Source organism: Nostoc sp., from assembly GCF_036919495.1.
GTDB lineage: Bacteria > Cyanobacteriota > Cyanobacteriia > Cyanobacteriales > Nostocaceae > Nostoc.
In genome coordinates, this window is sequence record NZ_JBALBZ010000081.1 from 1 (window position 1) to 18,241 (window position 18,241).

General features: G+C 42.5%; 14 protein-coding genes. 8 read left to right on the forward strand and 6 right to left on the reverse strand.

Translation table 11 applies throughout. The features are described 5' to 3' along the window. Positions 1 to 189, reverse strand: a 189-nt coding sequence (locus V7K25_RS11575; protein ID WP_335157978.1) for a hypothetical protein, incomplete at its 3' end; no start/stop codon positions are given. 207 nt (positions 190 to 396) lie between these two features. Between V7K25_RS11575 and V7K25_RS11580 the strand changes: the two genes are divergently transcribed. The 3 genes from V7K25_RS11580 to bioF are packed head-to-tail and all read left to right on the forward strand — an operon-like array spanning position 397 to position 3,009. Then, positions 397 to 1,155, forward strand: coding sequence for a sucrose-phosphate phosphatase (locus V7K25_RS11580; RefSeq protein WP_335157980.1), 759 nt, complete (start codon positions 397 to 399; stop codon positions 1,153 to 1,155). Next, positions 1,155 to 1,787 (forward strand): Holliday junction branch migration protein RuvA, encoded by a 633-nt coding sequence (ruvA, locus tag V7K25_RS11585; protein WP_265269913.1) that lies wholly within the window; start codon positions 1,155 to 1,157, stop codon positions 1,785 to 1,787. Before V7K25_RS11580 ends, ruvA begins: the two co-directional genes overlap by 1 nt. 46 nt (positions 1,788 to 1,833) lie before the next feature. After that, positions 1,834 to 3,009 (forward strand): 8-amino-7-oxononanoate synthase, encoded by a 1,176-nt coding sequence (bioF, locus tag V7K25_RS11590; RefSeq protein ID WP_335157982.1) that lies wholly within the window; start codon positions 1,834 to 1,836, stop codon positions 3,007 to 3,009. A gap of 69 nt (positions 3,010 to 3,078) precedes the next feature. On the opposite strand, the gene V7K25_RS11595 is transcribed toward bioF, so the two are convergent. After that, positions 3,079 to 3,717 (reverse strand): histidine phosphatase family protein, encoded by a 639-nt coding sequence (locus tag V7K25_RS11595; RefSeq protein ID WP_335157984.1) that lies wholly within the window; start codon positions 3,715 to 3,717, stop codon positions 3,079 to 3,081. A 414-nt stretch (positions 3,718 to 4,131) separates the two neighbouring features. On the opposite strand from V7K25_RS11595, the gene V7K25_RS11600 reads away from it, so the two are divergent. Continuing rightward, positions 4,132 to 8,766, forward strand: coding sequence for a PAS domain S-box protein (locus V7K25_RS11600; RefSeq protein WP_335157986.1), 4,635 nt, complete (start codon positions 4,132 to 4,134; stop codon positions 8,764 to 8,766). Between the two features lie 129 nt (positions 8,767 to 8,895). Here the strand turns inward: V7K25_RS11600 and V7K25_RS11605 are convergent, their stop codons facing one another. Together V7K25_RS11605 and V7K25_RS11610 are read right to left on the reverse strand one after the other, a co-directional pair. Beyond that, the gene (locus V7K25_RS11605) at positions 8,896 to 9,504 is read right to left on the reverse strand and encodes a hypothetical protein (protein WP_335157988.1); all 609 of its coding nucleotides are present in this window, start codon (positions 9,502 to 9,504) and stop codon (positions 8,896 to 8,898) included. A 190-nt stretch (positions 9,505 to 9,694) separates the two neighbouring features. Next, positions 9,695 to 10,282, reverse strand: a complete 588-nt coding sequence (locus V7K25_RS11610) for a thylakoid membrane photosystem I accumulation factor (protein ID WP_335157990.1) — start codon at positions 10,280 to 10,282, stop codon at positions 9,695 to 9,697. Between the two features lie 126 nt (positions 10,283 to 10,408). Here V7K25_RS11610 and V7K25_RS11615 point away from each other — a divergent pair, with 126 nt between their 5' ends. The 3 genes from V7K25_RS11615 to V7K25_RS11625 all read left to right on the forward strand — a co-directional run bounded on the left by V7K25_RS11615 (position 10,409) and on the right by V7K25_RS11625 (position 13,266). Then, complete coding sequence (locus V7K25_RS11615; protein WP_335157992.1) at positions 10,409 to 10,879, forward strand: hypothetical protein; 471 nt, start codon at positions 10,409 to 10,411, stop codon at positions 10,877 to 10,879. Between the two features lie 118 nt (positions 10,880 to 10,997). After that, positions 10,998 to 12,335: a Mur ligase family protein gene (locus V7K25_RS11620; protein WP_335157994.1), complete on the forward strand. Its 1,338-nt coding sequence runs from the start codon at positions 10,998 to 11,000 to the stop codon at positions 12,333 to 12,335. Positions 12,336 to 12,447: 112 nt separating this feature from the next. Further along, complete coding sequence (locus V7K25_RS11625; RefSeq protein WP_335157996.1) at positions 12,448 to 13,266, forward strand: type 1 glutamine amidotransferase; 819 nt, start codon at positions 12,448 to 12,450, stop codon at positions 13,264 to 13,266. A gap of 198 nt (positions 13,267 to 13,464) precedes the next feature. Here V7K25_RS11625 and hetF read toward each other — a convergent pair whose 3' ends face one another. Then, positions 13,465 to 15,996, reverse strand: a complete 2,532-nt coding sequence (gene hetF / locus V7K25_RS11630; protein ID WP_335157998.1) for a cell division protein HetF — start codon at positions 15,994 to 15,996, stop codon at positions 13,465 to 13,467. Between the two features lie 1,668 nt (positions 15,997 to 17,664). Between hetF and V7K25_RS11635 the strand changes: the two genes are divergently transcribed. Further along, the gene (locus tag V7K25_RS11635) at positions 17,665 to 17,988 is read left to right on the forward strand and encodes a thioredoxin family protein (protein WP_100899583.1); all 324 of its coding nucleotides are present in this window, start codon (positions 17,665 to 17,667) and stop codon (positions 17,986 to 17,988) included. Here V7K25_RS11635 and V7K25_RS11640 read toward each other — a convergent pair. Further along, positions 17,985 to 18,209 (reverse strand): hypothetical protein, encoded by a 225-nt coding sequence (locus tag V7K25_RS11640; protein WP_335158000.1) that lies wholly within the window; start codon positions 18,207 to 18,209, stop codon positions 17,985 to 17,987. The two genes, V7K25_RS11635 and V7K25_RS11640, sit on opposite strands and share 4 nt — an antisense overlap. Positions 18,210 to 18,241: the final 32 nt, after the last annotated feature.

Genomic DNA, 18,241 nt, shown 5'->3' on the forward strand with positions numbered 1-18,241 from the left:
TTGCAACAAATGTTCTTCCATATATAAGAAAGGCTTAAGCATTTGCAGCAAATGTATAATTAGTTGTTGCAAACGCTTAATACTTTGCAACAAATGTTCTTCCATATATAAGAAAGGCTTAAGCATTTGCAGCAAATGTATAATTAGTTGTTGCAAACGCTTAATACTTTGCAACAAATCTTCTTCCATGTATAAGAAACGTTTAAGTATTTGCAGCAATCATTGTAATGAGCTTATGAATCTATTTATTACGTGAAATATAATAGCAAAGGCAGTTTTTGCAGGAGTATTTCTCTAGTATATTTACTGGCTGATTTTTTTATTGAAGCAGACTACATCTATGCTTTCTTTAAGTAAGTGCAATTTTGATGTTAAAGCAAAGCATAAGAGATGATTATGGCTAAATTTCTTTTTGTAACTGACTTGGATGACACCCTCGTGTATCGCACTGTGGGCGATGACAGCGCCTTAGCAGAACTAAATCAACTGCTGAGTCAACATCGCCAAGAATACGGTACAAAAATTGTTTATTCCACTGGGCGATCGCCTGTACTTTACAAAGAACTCCAAGCTCAAAAAAATCTTTTGGAACCCGATGCCCTCGTTCTTTCTGTAGGTACAGAAATTTACTTAGATGGTAGTGATATTCCAGACTCAGGTTGGTCAGAAATTCTCTCTCCGGGATGGGAACGAGAAACTGTATTATCTATTACTAAAAAATACCGGGAGTTAGTTCGGCAACCAGATTCAGAACAGCGTCCCTTTAAAGTGAGTTTTTTCCTAGAACAAGATGCATCTACAAATTTTTTACCACAACTTGAAGCGGAGTTCCTGAAATATAAATTAAATGTAAAGTTAATCTACAGTAGCGGTATTGACCTTGACATTATACCCCATAGCAGCGATAAAGGTCAGGCAATGCAGTTTTTACGACAGAAGTGGAAATTTGCAGCAGAACAAACAGTTGTCTGTGGTGATTCAGGTAATGATATTGCTTTATTTGCTGTAGGCAACGCACAGGGAATCATTGTGGGGAATGCCCGAAAAGAGTTACTCCAATGGCACAATGAGCATCCCTCTGAACACCGCTACCTGGCTTCATGTTTTTGTGCAGGTGGAATTATTGAAGGATTAAATTATTTTGGTCTCTTGTAATGATTAGTTATTTAAAAGGTATAGTCGCTGGTATCCAAACAATTGGCGCGAATCGCGTGATTCTGACTCTGGAAGTGAATGGCTTGGGGTATGATTTGCAAGTTCCTCAACGGCTAGCAAACCAGTTACCAGAGTCAGGAGGAGTGGCACAAATTTTTACCCATTTCCAAATTCGTGAAGAAGTGCCCTTTCTATATGGCTTTGCTTCGCCAGCCGAACGCGATTTATTTCGCCACTTGCTGACTGTTACTGGTATTGGTGCAGCCTTAGCGATCGCCCTCCTGGACACTCTGGAACTACCAGATTTAGTCCAAGCAATTATCGCTGGCAATACACAAATATTAATTCAGGCTCCTGGTGTCGGTAAAAAAATCGCTGAACGCATCTGTTTGGAACTGAAAAGCAAATTAGTCGAGTGGCGCAAATCAGCCGGGTTCTTCGTCGCCACAGGTGGGCCAGCACCAGGAATTCTCGAAGAGGTACAAATGACCCTCTTCGCCTTGGGATATACTGCCCATGAAGTTAGTCACGCCCTGCATGTGGTAAGCGAAGACATCGGACTACCCAAAGATGCCTATGTCGAAGATTGGATTAAACAAGCCATCGCTCATCTCAGCAGCGAACAAGTTTAATTGTCATTAGTCATTTGTCATTTTGTTATTCTTCCCCTGCCTCCCCATGCCCACCGACCCTTATGCCTGGCTAGAACATTCCTTAGCAACAATTCATCGGGCGGACTGGTATCGTTCAGTACAAACAATCCACGGTCGTCCGGGTGCAACGGTGATTTTAGCTGGGCAAGAGGTAATTAATTTTGCCAGCAATGATTATTTAGGATTGACTGGGGATGAGCGATTGATGGCAGCCGCAACTGCTGCGATCGCAGAATTTGGAACTGGTAGTACTGGTTCTAGATTACTCAGTGGGCATCGGCAATTACACAGAGGATTAGAGGAAGCGATCGCATCTACCAAACAAACAGAAGATGCCTTGGTATTTAGTTCCGGGTATCTAGCCAATTTGGGTACAATTACCGCCCTTGTAGGCAAGCGTGATTTAATTTTATCTGACCAGTACAATCATTCCAGCCTGAAAAATGGAGCAATTCTCAGTGGTGCAGTATTTATAGAATACCCACACTGTGATATTGCAGTTTTAAAAACTCAGTTGAGTCAACAGCGACAAAACTACCGACGCTGTTTGATTCTTACTGATAGCGTCTTTAGTATGGATGGCGATTTATGTCCGTTGCCAGCACTGTTGGCGATCGCTGATGAATTTAACTGTATGCTGCTAGTTGATGAAGCTCATGCCACTGGGGTACTAGGAAAAACTGGCGCTGGGTGTGTCGAACATTTTGGATGTACAGGAAAGCAGTTAATTCAAGTTGGCACTTTGAGTAAAGCTTTGGGTAGTTTAGGCGGGTATGTATCAGGAAGTAAAGCCCTAATTGACTTTTTGCAAAACCGCGCACCCACTTGGATTTACACAACTGGGCTTTCACCTGCTGATACAGCTGCGGCCTTAGCAGCAATTAAGATAGTGCAACAAGAACCACAACGCCGTGTCCAATTGTGGCAAAATGTACATCACTTAAAAAATTTGCTGCAAGAACAGTTACCTAATCTAAAATTATTACCTTCGGAATCACCTATACTATGTTTTCAATTGTCCAGTGCAACAGATGCCGTCAAAGCTGGAAAACAGCTAAGAGATGCTGGCATTTTTGCCCCAGCAATTCGCCCCCCGACAGTCCCCACAAGTCGGATTAGAATATCTTTAATGGCAACTCATGAAGCAGCACATATTGAAAAATTGGTAGCAGTGCTGAAAAATGTCATTGCCGCAGGCTAGGCGGACGAGAGTTTGTGAGCCAGCAATTTCTAGTCTGAGGGCAATTCGCCAAAACGGGATGCTCCCCTATTATGTTCCCGGACGAGAGCGAATACGATCGGGTATATGATAGCGATCGCCTAATATTTCTAACAAAGGGCCATTAACGTCAAATTTAACCATACTTACCGACGCGACCAAAATATTCACTCGATAGCGATAGCGTCCCAAATCAATTCCCAGTAAACTGCAAAGCATAATCCGAATCGTGGCTTTATGGGAAACTACTAAAACATTACCTTGGGGATGTTTTTCTTGAATTTCAGCAATTACAGGCATAGAACGGTTAGCAATATCTACCGCAGTTTCTCCACCAATGGGCGCATTCCAAGCGGGTTCTGTCAACCATTTTACATAGTTTTCTGCGTAATTCTCTTGGGCAAACGATTTACTTTTCCTTTCCCATTCGCCGTAACTACCTTCTCTAAGTCCGTCACGCAACTGCATATCCATACCAATAGCATCACAAAATGTCTTGGCAGTTGCAATTGTGCGCTTCATCGGGCTAACATAAACCGCCTCCCACTTCAATTTTTGATAAACATCGGCAAAACCGGATGCCATCTGCATCCCTTCTGTTGTCAACTCCGCATCGGTTTCACCGCAGAAATGACCACTTTGACTAAAAGTAGTTTCTCCATGTCGCAGTAAATATAAATTGAGTGTCATAGCTTATATCGCGATTGGGATAAAGGAGTGCAAAAATAAAATACCATCAATCTAGCAATCGAGTATGTGACAGAAGGACAAAGTAATTAACTATAAAAAGTCGATCAACCACAAACTTTTGAAATCGAAGACAAGAGTAGCGGTTTCAGCTATTTATTTTGATATTTTTTATAAACTTGGGTCAATGCATTTCTTGGAATTGAGTATTTATCGGCAGCAAATTGATGTTATAGATATAGAAGATTAGTAATAAATTCTGGCTTTACATACTATATTACTGAGTAATTAACCTCTTACAAAAGAAGTTTTTTAAATAAATAAAAATCTATCTGTGGATAAATTACTAAAAATTACAAACTAGCTTAGGGTGTATAAAGCCTTTGCAATAAGTATTGGTTATTCCAAAATATTTTCATGCCCCATATTCGTTATTCCCACTTACTGCGTTATGGCATTGTCGTATTAATTGTCACACTTGCATTAGTGCTGATGTTGATGCTAGACCCCTGGTTAAGCATGAGGAAAACTCCTTTCTTGCTGTTTTTTAGCGCTGTAATGGTGAGTGCTTGGTATGGTGGTTTGAAATCGGGGCTGTTAGCAACTTCTTTGTCTGCGTTACTGAGTGGTTACTTCTTTCTCCCCCTATCTGATGATCTGAGTTTTGACTTATCCAATTTTCTCCGAATTGGGTTATTTGCATTACAAGGATTGCTTTTTAGTATCTTATGTGAGGTATTAAAGACTGCTAAAAGCTGGGCTGATGAAAATCTCCAAAAGCTCAGAGTTTGTGAGGAGCGATTTCGATTAGCGTTAAGTAGTTCAGATATCGTAGTATTTCAGCAGGATCGCGATTTGCGATATCAGTGGATTCATAATCCTCAAAGTCTAAACACTGCTGAGGAAATCCTGGGTAAGTCCGACTATGAATTATTTCCAGCCTTAGTAGCAGAGCAATTGAGGGCAATTAAGCAGAAGGTACTAGAAACTGGTATTTCAACCCGTGAAGAAGTTTATCTGACAATTGGTGGAGAAAACCGTTACTACGATTTGCTGGTTGAACCGCTAAGGGATGTAGACAATAGCATTCAGGGTATTATCTGTGTAGGTGTAAATATTACTCAACTGAAACAAACTGAGCAAGCACTGCAAGAAAGCGAAGCGAAGTTTCGCAGTGTGGTTGAGTCTAATATGATTGGTATTGGCTTCTGGCATAGAGACGGTAGGATTACAGACGCTAACGATGCCTTGCTAAATATGGTGGGTTATACCCGTGAAGAATTACTTGCCGGAACACTTCATTGGCAAGACCTAACTCCTACAGAATACCTGCCACTCGATAAGCAAGCACTAACTCAATTTCAAGACAATTCCTTTTGTACCCCCTTTGAAAAAGAATATATTCGTAAAGACGGTTCGCGCTTCCCAATTTTGGCGGGTGGTAGCCACTTTGAAGGGACTGTAGATCGAGGAGCTTTTTTTGTTCTTGATATTACAGAGCGCAAGCAGGCTGAAGAAAGACTTCGCCATATCGCCCAAACTAGTAGTTTACTTTCTACTTCGCTAGATTACGAAGAAACCTTAGAACAGATAGCCAAAATATCAGTTCCCCAGCTAGCTGATTGGTGTAGCGTTGACATTTTAAATGAAGATGGTTCCATTCGCCGTCTACCCATTGCCCATGCAGACCCATCCAAAGCGGAGTTAGCGCGTAAACTTCAGGAGTATGCCACAGATTACAAGGGTGCAAGTGTAATTACTAAAGTACTGCAAACTGGGCAAAGTGAATTAATCTCAGAGATACCTGACTCGCTATTAGTAGCAGGTACTCAGAATGAAGAACACTTAGAACTTGTTCGGCAATTAGGGATAAAGTCTGTGATGATTGTGCCATTAATCGCACAAGGGCAAGTCCTCGGAACTATTAGTTTTGTCAGCACCCAATCAGACCGTCGCTACGATCGCACTGACCTAACTTTAGCAACAGATATTAGCCATCGGGCTGCCTTAGCAATGGAAAATGCCCGACTTTATCGAGACATCCACCAGGCTTTAGTCCATTATGCCGAATCTCTATCTCTTCTAGATGCGCTCTTAGTAGCTGCTCCCGTTGCTGTATGCTTTTTGGATCGGGAACTGCGATATATCCGAATTAATCAAGTTTTCGCTGACATTAACGGTTTAACCATTGAAGAACATCTAGAGCGCAAATTTGGGGAAGTTTTACCAGCGATGGCGGCTGATTGGGAGCTACAGTTACAGCGCGTGTTAGATACTGGAGAACCCCTGCTGAATGTAGAAATCAGTGGTAAGACAAGGGAACAACCAGAACGTTACGGCTACTGGCTGGGCAACTATTACCCGGTCAACAACCCAATGGGGGAAACGGTAGGAATTGGGATTATTTTGGCAGATGTGACAGCAGCAAAGCAAACAGAAGTTGCCTTGCGAGAAAGCGAAGAAAGGTTCCGGGCAATGTTCAACCAGGCAGCTGTGGGCATTAGTTTAATAGCTTTGGATGGACGATTTATTCAGGTTAATCCTGCTCTGTGCGAAATTACTGGGTATAGCCATGAAGAATTAATCCAATTAAACTTTCAGGAAATTACCCACCCTGACGATTTAGAAATTGATTGGGAAAATGCTCGACGAGTTTTAACAAAAGAAATTAGTGGTTATTCTCTAGAAAAGCGCTACATCCGCAAAGATGGTTCTATTGTTTGGGTAAACCTAACTTCATCAGCAGTTTGGGATGATAAGGGACAACCAAAGTATGCATTAGGCATTATTGAAGATATTAGCGAACGGCAAGCTGCGCTCTACGATCACAAACGAGTTGAAGCCACACAACAGTTTTTAGTCGAAGCCAGCACCTTACTAGCTGCCTCATTGGATTATGAAATCGCCCTCGAAAGTGTGGCTAATTTAGCAGTTCCTACCCTAGCTGACTGGTGTATTGTAGATGTTTTCCAGAAAGATTGGTCAAGTAAACAAATTGCGATCGCAATTGCCGATCCCACAAAACAAAGTATTTTAGATGAAATCCGACGGCGTTATCCACCCAAAACTCGAACAAAACAGCTTGTGGAGCAGTTAGGATTGGGAATATCTATCTTTTATCCCGAATTATCTGACTATAATTTTGTCCAGATGGCTCAAAATGAGGAACATCTGCAATTGCTGCGAAGCCTGGGTATTTCTTCTTTAATGGTGATTCCCGTTCGTTCCCGTGGGCAATTATTTGGAGCAATCTCTTTTTTTACAGCCGAGTCAGGTCGGCACTATCAACAGACAGACTTGGCTTTAGCAGAGGATATCGCTCGTCGGGCAGCAATAGCGATCGACAACGCCAGACTATACCAAGAAACTGAAAGGTCTGTCAATCGCACCATACTTTTGCAAAGAATAACTGCTGCCTTCTCGGAAGCCTTAACTCCCCAACAGGTAGCCGATGTAGTGGTGAACCAAGGCATTGCCGCCTTGGAAGCTACTGGTGGTTCCGTTGTCTTACTTACTGAGGGAGGTACTACCCTAAAAGTTGTGCAAGCAATTGGCTATCCGCAAACACTTATAGATACTTGGGTAACTTTTCCCATCACAGCATCTAACCAAATAGCAGAAACAGTCAGAACTGGGCAGCCGGTTTTTTTAGAAAATTTAGCAGCCATGATTGCTAGATATCCCGACTTAGCAGATATTGTGACTGTTATAGGGAATAATGCCTGGGCTTCTATTCCTTTGGTAGCAGAAGGTAAAGTAATTGGGGCTTTGGGATTAAGCTTTACTCCTCTTCAAATATTTAATGAAGAAGACCGGGGATTTATGTTGACACTAGGACAGCAGTGTGCCCAAGCGATCGCCCGCGCTCAACTTTACGAAGCCGAAAAAACTGCAAGGGCGCAAGCCGAGACAGCTAACCGCATTAAAGATGAATTCCTCGCTGTCCTTTCCCATGAACTTAGAACTCCCCTGAATCCGATTTTAGGGTGGGCGAAGTTACTCAGAACCCGCAACTTTGACGAAGCCACGAGAATCCGGGCATTGGAAACAATCGAGCGTAATGCCAAGTTACAAACCCAACTGATTGGAGATTTACTTGATGTTTCGCGGATATTACAAGGTAAGGTTAGGTTAAATCTTTATGCAGTGGATTTGAAAGTAGCGATCGCAGGTGCATTAGAAACGGTGCGTTTAGCGGCAGAAGCCAAATCAATTGAAATAAAAACGGTGCTAAGTCCTGATATCGGCAAAGTTTTGGGTGATGGCGATCGCTTGCAACAAGTAATGTGGAATCTCCTCTCCAATGCCGTTAAATTCACATCCACAGAAGGACGAGTAGAAGTGCGTCTAGAGCAAGTTGGGTCAGAAGCCCAAATCCAGGTGATTGATACAGGTAAGGGAATCATGCTGGAATTTTTGCCCTACGTATTTGATTACTTCCGACAAGCAGATGCCAAGACAACCAGGATATTTGGCGGGCTGGGATTGGGACTGGCAATTGTGCGTCACTTGGTAGAACTTCACGGTGGTACAGTTCAGGCAGAGAGTTTAGGAGAAGGACAAGGAGCTACCTTTACAGTCAGACTACCTTTGCTCAAAAACTCAGAGTTAAGAGTCAGCAGTGATGAGGCTTCTCAACCAGAACTCAGTACTGATGACACATTACTTGCTGGAGTAAAAATTCTACTTGTGGACGATCAAGCTGATGTGCGAGAGTTTTTTAGCTTTGCGCTAGAACAATATGGCGCAACTGTAACACTAGCTGAGTCAGCAACTGAAGCGCTGGAAATACTAACTCAATCAAAGCCAGATATTTTGTTAAGTGATATTGGAATGCCCTTAATGGATGGCTATATGCTGCTGCGCGAGGTGAGAAAATTACCGCCAGAGCAAGGTGGGCAAATTCCCGCGATCGCACTGACAGCTTATGCTGGAGAAATTAACTACAACCAAGCAATGGCAGCAGGATTTCAAAAACACCTACCTAAACCCGTCGATCCAGGAGATTTAGCTAGTGCGATCGTCAATCTCATCGGACAGAATCAATTTTGAAGGAGGCAGAAGGCAAGAGAAAAGAAAGAGTTTTTGAGAAAACGGGTTCTTCGAGTTTAATAAGCAATCAAGCAAAGATAATATGGTTGTTCCCTCTTGCCTCCTGTTACCTCCCCCCTGCCTCTTCACTCAACCAATAGGTCGATTACCAGGATTGACTGCATGAATATATTCACTACCCGATTGCGGTCTTCCTCGTTTATAACAAGCTTCTTCTGGTTTTCCCCATCCTAGCTGCAAAATCATTTCCAAAAAGCTAGAATTTTCCCACTTGCATAAACTTGCCCATTCTGTTATTTGAACAATTCTTTCTACATCAGATGTGACAATTTTTTGGTACTGTTTATTATTATTGAAACTCAAGTATAAATCCATCCCCATCGAGACTTCATACCAAAATTCTACAATAGAATTTTTAGCAGTTTTTAATATTTCTAAGTCACTGCTGAGGGCTATTAACTCGCTGTCTACTTCGGGATAGTTTAAATTTTTACCTTTGACTGTTACCTCACGCCAAATAATACCTGAAACTTGGTTTTCCCTCTGATATTCATGAATTGCAGCTTTGAAATCTTGATAAGCAGTGAACTTTTGCAGCCCATCAGTCATGAGAAACTGGTCAATTACAGGATTGCCAGAGACTGGTATTTCTAATTTTAGGCGTTTTCCCTTGAGGCAGGCTTGGCGTTCGGCTGCCAAAATTTGAATTAGCTCCTGAGTCGTGTAAACTTTTGACATTAGAATACACTCTAGTTAGTCATGAGTCATTAGTCATTAGTCATTAGTCATTTGTTACGGACTATAGACTATGAATAAACTTTCTAATCTGTTAACACAGATATTTCAATATTATGCTTTGACATCGGCGGCAATGTAGTAACAGATATCACTAAAAATTAGGGCAGACCAATTTGGCCTACCCTATAAGTTACTTAGCTAACTCACTACTAAACTCATTAAAAGCTCGCCGTTTTAGCTGTGCTGTTTCAGTGCGTGGTACTAAATCAAAGATTTTACGAAATTCATCGTCTATCTCTTCAAAAGGTACTTGACCTTTTTTATTTAAAACGACTTCACCTGATTTATTAAACACCACAACTTGAGGAACAGCCCCAGAATAATAATATCCTGCTTCTGTAGGATTATAGGTCTGTTTCAGTGGGATACCATCTACATTAATAGGCATAATTTCTGCTACCCGACCATAGAATTCCTGTACCCGTGAAATGGAAATGGCATATCTTTTGGAATCGCTGCTGTCATCCAAATAAAAGGCCAAAAATATGGGTTTATGTTCCGCTAAAGCCTGTGCAAGTGTCTGTCTGGGAGGAACCAATGAACCATTGCCAGCATAAACTACAAAGATGTTGCCATCATATAAATCATTATTGAGACCAGCATGTGCAGGTTGCATACTTATAATGAAAAGACTTGCAAGCAACAACAGGCATTTGGACAACCACCTTTGCCAGCCAGTAATTTGTTTATGTAAAAAAAGAAACTTTGTGCTATTCATCAAAAGGAACCTTGCAAGCTACTACTTGTCGTGAGTTTGTGCTGAATTAGGCAAACTGGGCTGGATATGTAATTACGCCCGCGCACTACTTTTTAAGATAACGTCTACTGAGATTATCTCTTGTAAGTGGATGATGGAGACAATGAACGGAGTTCCGAGGTGGATGAATCCAGTTCTGAGGTGAATGAACGGAGTTCCAAGGCGGATGAATCCAGTTCTGAGGTGGATGAATCCAGTTCCGAGGCGGATGAATCCAGTTCCGAGGTGGATGAATCCAGTTCTGAGGTGAATGAACGGAGTTCCAAGGCGGATGAATCCAGTTCCGAGGGGGATGAATCCAGTTCCGAGGTGGATGAACAGAGTTCCGAGGTGGATGAATCCAGTTCCGAGGTGGATGAACGGAGTTCCGAGGTGGATGAATCCAGTTCCGAGGTGGATGAATCCAGTTCCGAGGTGGATGAACGGAGTTCCAAGGTGGATGAATCCAGTTCCGAGGTGGATGAACGGAGTTCCAAGGTGGATGAACGGAGTTCCAAGGTGGATGAACTAGATTCTAACTCTCCCCTGTCCCCTGCCACCTGTCTCCACTCCCCCTAATTTCCTGCAACTTGATTTTAAGGCTGGCTTTTTCAGCTAGGATTCGCTAAACTCACGCATATTAAATTTGCAATTAAATATTTTCAATTAGCAACTGCCAGAAGACTAGGATACCGATGTGGGAAAGAAAATACAATTCATAGATAGGCTGCGATTGGGTTTCGCGGTGTTAGTGGCAAAAAGTGTAACCTTTATAGTGCGATCGCTCCGTCTGGGTGCTGCTAGTGTATTACCAGGCTCGATTGCTCGTCGCATTGAACCCCGACTTTTACAATTATTGAGTCAGCAAGTTAAAAACGGAGTTATTTTAATTGCTGGTACTAACGGCAAAACCACTACAGCCCTGCTTTTATGCACGATATTAGAACGCAAGGGTTTTCGCGTCACTCATAATTCTACAGGTGCAAATCTGGAAAATGGCTTGATGACGGCGCTATTAGAAAGCACCAACTTACTAGGTACGCTAAATACTGATTACGCCATTTTGGAAGTTGACGAAAATATTGTCCCAAGAGTATTAGCACCACTCCAGCCGCGAATTATTCTCTGTTTAAACTTGTTCCGCGACCAACTTGATAGGTACGGTGAAGTAGATACAATTAGTAAACGTTGGACAAAAGTTATTTCTACCCTACCACCAGAAACAGTGGTAATTCCCAATGCTGACGACCCAACTTTATCTAATCTCGGTCAGCAGTTACCCCAACGGGTGTTGTTCTTTGGTTTGAATGAACCAGAACATTATTTAGAAGCAATTCCTCACGCAGTTGATTCTATTTATTGTCCCAAATGTGGACATTCTCTAGATTACAAGGGTGTTTATTTGTCTCATTTAGGAGATTTTACTTGTCCCAAGTGTGGTTTTAGTAAAAGTAAACCGACTCTCGAAAGTAGTGAATGGTCGCAAATTCTAGTTGGTTTGTACAACAAATATAATACTTTAGCTGCTGCAACTGCGGCTATTGAGTTGGGAGTTGATGAAGCAACAATCAGAGATACTATTAATACCTTTCAAGCTGCCTTTGGTCGTGCAGAAGATTTGGTAATTAACGGTAAACGAGTGCGAATATTGTTATCAAAAAATCCTGTAGGAACGAATGAAACTATTCGCGTAGTTACTCAAAGCACAGATAAAACCACACTGCTAGTCTTGAACGATCGCACACCCGATGGTACTGATGTATCCTGGATTTGGGACGTAGATACCGAGAAATTAGTCGAACGCGGCGGGACTTTAGTAGTGAGTGGCGATCGCGTCTATGATATGGCACTACGTCTACGTTACAGCCAAAAGTCCCCTGAGAGTAACTTAAATTTAATTGTGGAAGAAGATTTGCGACAAGCGATCGCTACTGCATTAGAGCATACACCAGAGAATGAAACCTTGCATATTCTACCCACTTACTCAGCCATGTTAGAAGTGCGAGAAGTTCTGACTGGGCGGAAAATTCTTTAAATTGAGCAGTGGGGAGTAAGGATTTAGATAAATTTTTTCCCATTCCCCAGTTCCCAATACCCAATCAAATTACGAATTACGAATTACGAATTACGAATTACGAATTATGAATATGAGTTCCCAAAATTTAGAATTAACAATAGGTTGGCTTTATCCAACGCTGATGAGTACTTATGGCGATCGCGGTAATGTAATTACTATAGAACGTCGCGCCGAGTGGCGGGGATACGATGTTAAAGTGTTACCCCTAGATCAAAATACTACAGCCGCAGATATTAAAACTGTAGATGTAATAGTTGGTGGTGGCGCACAAGATCGTCAGCAAGAAATTGTCATGCGTGATTTGCAGGGTGCGAAAGCTGACGCGATGCGCGAGAAAATCGAAAATGGAACACCGGGAGTATTTACATGTGGTTCACCCCAATTACTAGGACATTATTATGAACCAGGCTTGGGACAACGGATTGATGGTTTAGGAATCCTCGATTTAGTTTCCGTGCATCCTGGTGAAAATACTAAGCGTTGTATTGGTAACTTGGTAATTGAAGTGACAGCTTCACGCCTAGCGCGAGATTTAAAAGAGATGACGGGTAGCACACCATATTTGGTAGGCTTTGAAAATCACGGCGGACGTACCAAGTTGGGGAAAGTGGAAGCATTGGGGCGCGTGGTGTACGGTTTGGGAAATAATGGAGAGGATGGGACAGAAGGAGCATTTTATCAGAATGCGATCGCTACTTATTCCCACGGCCCTTTGTTACCGAAAAATCCTTTTGTCGCTGATTGGTTAATTCAAACAGCATTGCGGCTAAAGTATCAGCAGGAAATTACCTTAAAACCTTTTGATGATAGCCTCGCTGCACAAGCACGAGAAGCGATGTTTAAGCGATTGAAAGTCAATTTACCAAGTGCTGCTGCGGCGAAAGTTTAAATTTAAACAAGGGCTAATAAAAGTAAAAGAGTATTAAAGACTTGTTCACGAGTATCAAAGCCCGGCGAATAGAATTCTCGGCTATACAAACAAAGTCCGCCTGTGCGGACTAAGAAAGAATTGAGGGTTTGAAACCCACAGAGGTGGGTTTTGCCTGTGTAGACGCGGTTTCTAAGCGCCCTTTTCACTTGCAACAAATTACTGCTCTTCACCTTTCTCCTGAAGGAGCGATCGCCAATCTTCAATCGCCTTCTCCGTCCACAGCCAATTTTTAGCTAATTTATCTACCTGGAAATTGACTGGATCAGACTTGAGAACCATTTGCCGCAGCTTGATCGCTTCTTTCAGATATTGTGTCTGCTTACCATTAGATTGACTCAGTGCAGATTTATACAGTCCGAGAGCTAAACCAGCATAAGAAGTTAAAGCATCTTGAGGCACTGCTGTCTTTGTAGATGTTGAGTCTGTGTTCTGCTTTTTAAGAGCTAAATTCAAAGCCTTAAACCAAGAATCATTACCTCGATTTAGATCGCCTTCAGTGTAGTAAGCAAATCCCAAAGCGTTATTATACAAAAGCGATTCTGGGTTAGCTTTTGCAGCAATTTCCCAGTAACGACGGGCATCATCGACGCTATAGTTATTGTTCCCGACTTGGATAGACTGCCATGCTAATCGTCCCTTGTAAAAGTTCACCGATGGATCGTCAGCTTGTTTACTTGAAATCAGTTTCAGGGCAGTTTCAGCCGCAGTCAGTGCGCCACGATTGAGTAGTTCTTCTACAGCCAATAACCCACTTTGCAAGTCGCCTTGGCTCAATTTTTCTGTAGCGGTGGCAGTGACAATTCCAGTATCTGCTGCCTGTAAGTCTATATTTTGCTGCTTTTTAATGGGTAAAGACTGGGTAGGAATTACTGGGATGTTAGGCAGAATTGACTGCTGGGTTCGATGCCACCACCAATTTAAACCGATCGCAGCTACTAACGCACTGATCCCCACAATACCCACAATCGGCCACACCTGGCGGCGACGGGTACGAGATGCTGGTAGGGCTGGTTGCGATACCTGCGGCTGGCTACGCCTACGCAAAAAATCAGCAGAATTTTGCCAATTTCCTTCCAAGTTTCCAGGAGTTGGAGGCGACGGTGTTGGGGCTTCTCCCCACAAATCTGCTTCCTCTTGCGAAGAAGTCATTTCTTCTGAAACGTGGCTTTGCTGAAGACTATTTTCTGAAATTTGTTGATCCAGTTCAGTTGGAACTGTTTGGTTATCTAGCTGACGAAATAAATCCGAAACTATAGCACAATCTTCTGCATAGCTTGGGTCATCATACTCAATTTCATCAACAAGATCGCCCCAAGTATCTTCACCTAGCCAGTCCAACCCAGAATCACGCGCCAAATTAGAAGGAATCATATCTTCCATTCCTAAAGGCATCTCGCTATCGTCTGCCATAGCAGAGTACATCGTAGAAGTTGCCCCTAAAGGCGAATTATACTGATTGGGCTTTGCACTTTCCGATAACTCAGTTTCCTGGCTCAGAAAACCGTCAAATTCTGGCTGAAGATATAAAATCGGTAATGCCCAATACATCTGGTGAGAACCATAAGCAGAAATTAATCCTTGGCGTACCCGACTGACGCACAAATCTACTGGATATCCCTGACTCAAGTTACGGTAAAACAATTGTGTAAGCGTCAACGCCACTTCATCAGGAATCCGTTCTGACATTGCCAAAACGCTTCTAATTCCGCGCTTCACCAGACTTTCTGCCAGATTTCGTTCGCCAGTATCTCCAGAGGGATCGGATGCAGCTGTGTACGCCCCCAAGCAGGAGTTAAACACCGCCATTTGGATATTATTGTTGACGAGCAAACCAGCGAGATCGTCCCCAGTCAAGATTTCCGTTAAACCAGTTCTGCGACTAGCAAGATAAATTTCTCCGCCATTGGAACCTAAGTTGCTATGACCTGAGTAGTGGAGAACATGATATCTGCCTTGTTCTAGAGCTTGCGTCAGTTCTTCCCGCCCTGGTTGATCTAATACAGTTAGTTCAATTTCTGGAAAGCGATTGCTATTTTCGGCAATTCGTGGTATTCGGTGAAGCTCTGCTTGCAGTTTGACAGCTTCCTGTTTCTGTAAGTCAAGGCGGACTTGATCTGAGGGGGAAGCAATTACCATCAATACTCTTACACCACCTTGTTGTAGTGGTGTGGGCATATTTTGTGTAGGCGTAGCCCCCCGAAGCGATCGCAAAGGCGAAACTCCCAAAATTCCACTTTGGAAGCGAGAAAAAGCGACATAAGGCCCGGTAGCCAGAGGGCGATCGCCTGCGTGCATGACTTCCCAAGGCAGACGAGCTAATCTAGTGTCTTTTAGCCCCAACCGTAAGCGTAGTACTTGTTGATGGTTCTGAGCAATACCTTGGGCAGTAATCCAACTATCCCTGAGAGTGCCTTGAAATAGGGCGTTATAAAATTGTTGACCCAAGACCACCAAATTAACAGAATTTCTAGCTATATCGCTTTCGTGCCCACCAGAGGCAAATGGATCTCCTTGCAACACCGACTTTAACGGATCATTCATCAAATGCCCAGCAGTTATTAACCAATCAGCTACAGGCCAACTCACCAATTCTTCTGCCAATGGTACCCCAGGCGCGACTTGTTCCGTCCGCACCAAGTAGTCATTTCGCCCTACAGGAGTTACCGAAATGTGGAATTCCTGGGTCACAGTTTCTCCTGTTTGCCTCCTAAATCTGGTTTGAAACGCGAAAGTTTCAAGTCGATTTTTCGCTCCCTCTCATAACTTAGATGCATCCGACTCCTGAATGTTTCTGATTCTAGTTGTTTTGCTTTTTCTGCCTTTACAACTTTATCCGGATCGGATTACTTGCGACTAGAACATTTAATTGGTAGATGCACCTTGATCTTCAACTCCCCTAGTTGGCTAAAACCCACTGGGGGTTTTTTTCAATTTTGGCAAACAACAGCAACTTCCGACGCAGATATTCTCTACCAGAAAATAGTGCTTAACCCTAGAATACTTGATTAGTAGATGGGATGTCCCTTGATCTAGAACTCCCTTAATTCAATTAATATCCACTTTTGTTTTTTGGCACAAAAGAAAAATCAATTTTCTCAGAAATTTATCCGGAGCATGGTAGTTAAACCTAGAACATTTAATTGGTAGATGCACCCTGATAACTAGCTCCCCTGGTTGGCTAACGCCCACTGGGGGGTTTTTTTATGAAAGAAGTAAGCACAAAACTTACGCACTAAAAGCTTGAAACCTTTATCTAATACAGCCTACGCCAGTTGCTTCTCCTGCTCAAAGACGTTCTAGCAAGCTTTAAGAGTCAGGGAACCCTTTTAGTAGTTCCTACCCTACGCATTTCTACGTTGCTATCGCTACGTTAAGAGCAATCTAATGGCTCCTCTGGAAAAGGGGAAACTCTAAGAGCTAACTTTTTCAGGGGTTCGAGGATCTCTTATGCGTAAGCCCTAAAGCAGCAATCATGCTTGACACACCGATTATTTAATTGGCAAATTAATCCTGATAACTAACCCCTCTGAGGTTTTTCTTTGATAAACAAACAGTAACAAATTCAACCTCTGCTAATTTATCCGGTAGCGACCCATTTACTGTAGAAAAGATTATTGGTAGATGCACCCTGATAACTCACTCCCCTAGTTGGCTAACACCCACTGGGGGTTTTTTCTAGTTTCGTAGGCGTAGCCTGTTGTAGACATTGCCATCAAAACCGATTTTGACGATTTTCTCCGGAAGATACTGGCTGCCCCTAGAAAAGATTACTGGTAGATGCACCCTGATAACTCACTCCCCTAGTTAGGTTAACACCAACAGGGGTTTTTTTATTTTAATAAATAACTAACCTTTGTACAAATTTATCCGGAGTATGGCGTTTAACCTGAGAACATTTAATTGGTAGATGCACCCTGATAACTAACTCCCCTGGTTGGCTAACACCCACTGGGGGTTTTTTTTGGCTTAGATGCGTAGCGGCTTGTCGTTAGACACTGCCTACGTAACTGTAGTGCATTACTCTACTTGTTGTTACTGCTGGTAGACCTTGAGTATCCTTATGTTGCCAGGATAAAGCGTAACCTGATAATGCCGTCCTGAATCGCTTTCTTTTTATTATGAGCTAGAGATGCTATAGCAAAATGATTGCTATGATATTTAATCATATTCTTAATTTTTTTTCTACATTTTGACCCTTACTCCCAAAGAATTGCCCTCCCTACTAGAAGCAGGGAAGGAAAAAAAGTTACTGGTTCAGGGTTTCACTATTAATTTGCCAAGAATGACCAGCTATATGGTAATATTTCATGGCATTATGCTAAAAAACTTTGCCTAGAATCAAAGAGTCCCCAACCCATGAGTTTAGCTGTAATTAAGTTCTCTTCAGAAGAGTGCGGCATCTGCCACAAAATGTCTTTTTATGACAAAAAAGTGGCTGAAGAACTGGGTTTAGAATTTATCGATGTAAAAATGCAGGATACGGCTGCTTACCGCAAGTATCGCAAGATTTTATTAACTCAGTATCCCGATAAATCAGAAATGGGATGGCCTACTTACATCATCTGCAATTCTCCAGAAGGGGAATTTCAGATTGTGGGTGAAGTAAAAGGAGGTCATCCCAAAGGGGAGTTTAGAAGCCGTCTTCAAGAGGTTCTAAATTCCACAGCTAGTCAGAACTAAATTACCTCAAAAGATTTAACCTCTAGGACAGGGCCAATCATGGCAGTTGTCATGATATCTTCACGAACCTGTCCTTTAACTTTTGCTTTTTGTCCGGCTTTGAGTAAGTCTTTGTCAGCTCCTCTGAGGATTTCGTAAGTAACGCCATCTTCTGTAACTAACGCCCATGCGCCTGTGCCAATATCACGGCGTTCGATTGTACCTGTAAGTGTAATGCTCATAAGAAGTGGGGAGTAGGGAGTGGGGAGTGGGG

Excerpts from the sequence above, each read along its gene's own strand:
- V7K25_RS11580 (WP_335157980.1), top strand. The coding sequence starts at position 397 with ATGGCTAAATTTCTTTTTGTAACTGACTTGGATGACACCCTCGTGTAT.
- ruvA (WP_265269913.1), top strand. The coding sequence starts at position 1,155 with ATGATTAGTTATTTAAAAGGTATAGTCGCTGGTATCCAAACAATTGGC.
- bioF (WP_335157982.1), top strand. The coding sequence starts at position 1,834 with ATGCCCACCGACCCTTATGCCTGGCTAGAACATTCCTTAGCAACAATT.
- V7K25_RS11595 (WP_335157984.1), bottom strand. The coding sequence starts at position 3,717 with ATGACACTCAATTTATATTTACTGCGACATGGAGAAACTACTTTTAGT.
- V7K25_RS11600 (WP_335157986.1), top strand. The coding sequence starts at position 4,132 with ATGCCCCATATTCGTTATTCCCACTTACTGCGTTATGGCATTGTCGTA.
- V7K25_RS11605 (WP_335157988.1), bottom strand. The coding sequence starts at position 9,504 with ATGTCAAAAGTTTACACGACTCAGGAGCTAATTCAAATTTTGGCAGCC.
- V7K25_RS11610 (WP_335157990.1), bottom strand. The coding sequence starts at position 10,282 with ATGAATAGCACAAAGTTTCTTTTTTTACATAAACAAATTACTGGCTGG.
- V7K25_RS11625 (WP_335157996.1), top strand. The coding sequence starts at position 12,448 with ATGAGTTCCCAAAATTTAGAATTAACAATAGGTTGGCTTTATCCAACG.
- V7K25_RS11635 (WP_100899583.1), top strand. The coding sequence starts at position 17,665 with ATGAGTTTAGCTGTAATTAAGTTCTCTTCAGAAGAGTGCGGCATCTGC.
- V7K25_RS11640 (WP_335158000.1), bottom strand. The coding sequence starts at position 18,209 with ATGAGCATTACACTTACAGGTACAATCGAACGCCGTGATATTGGCACA.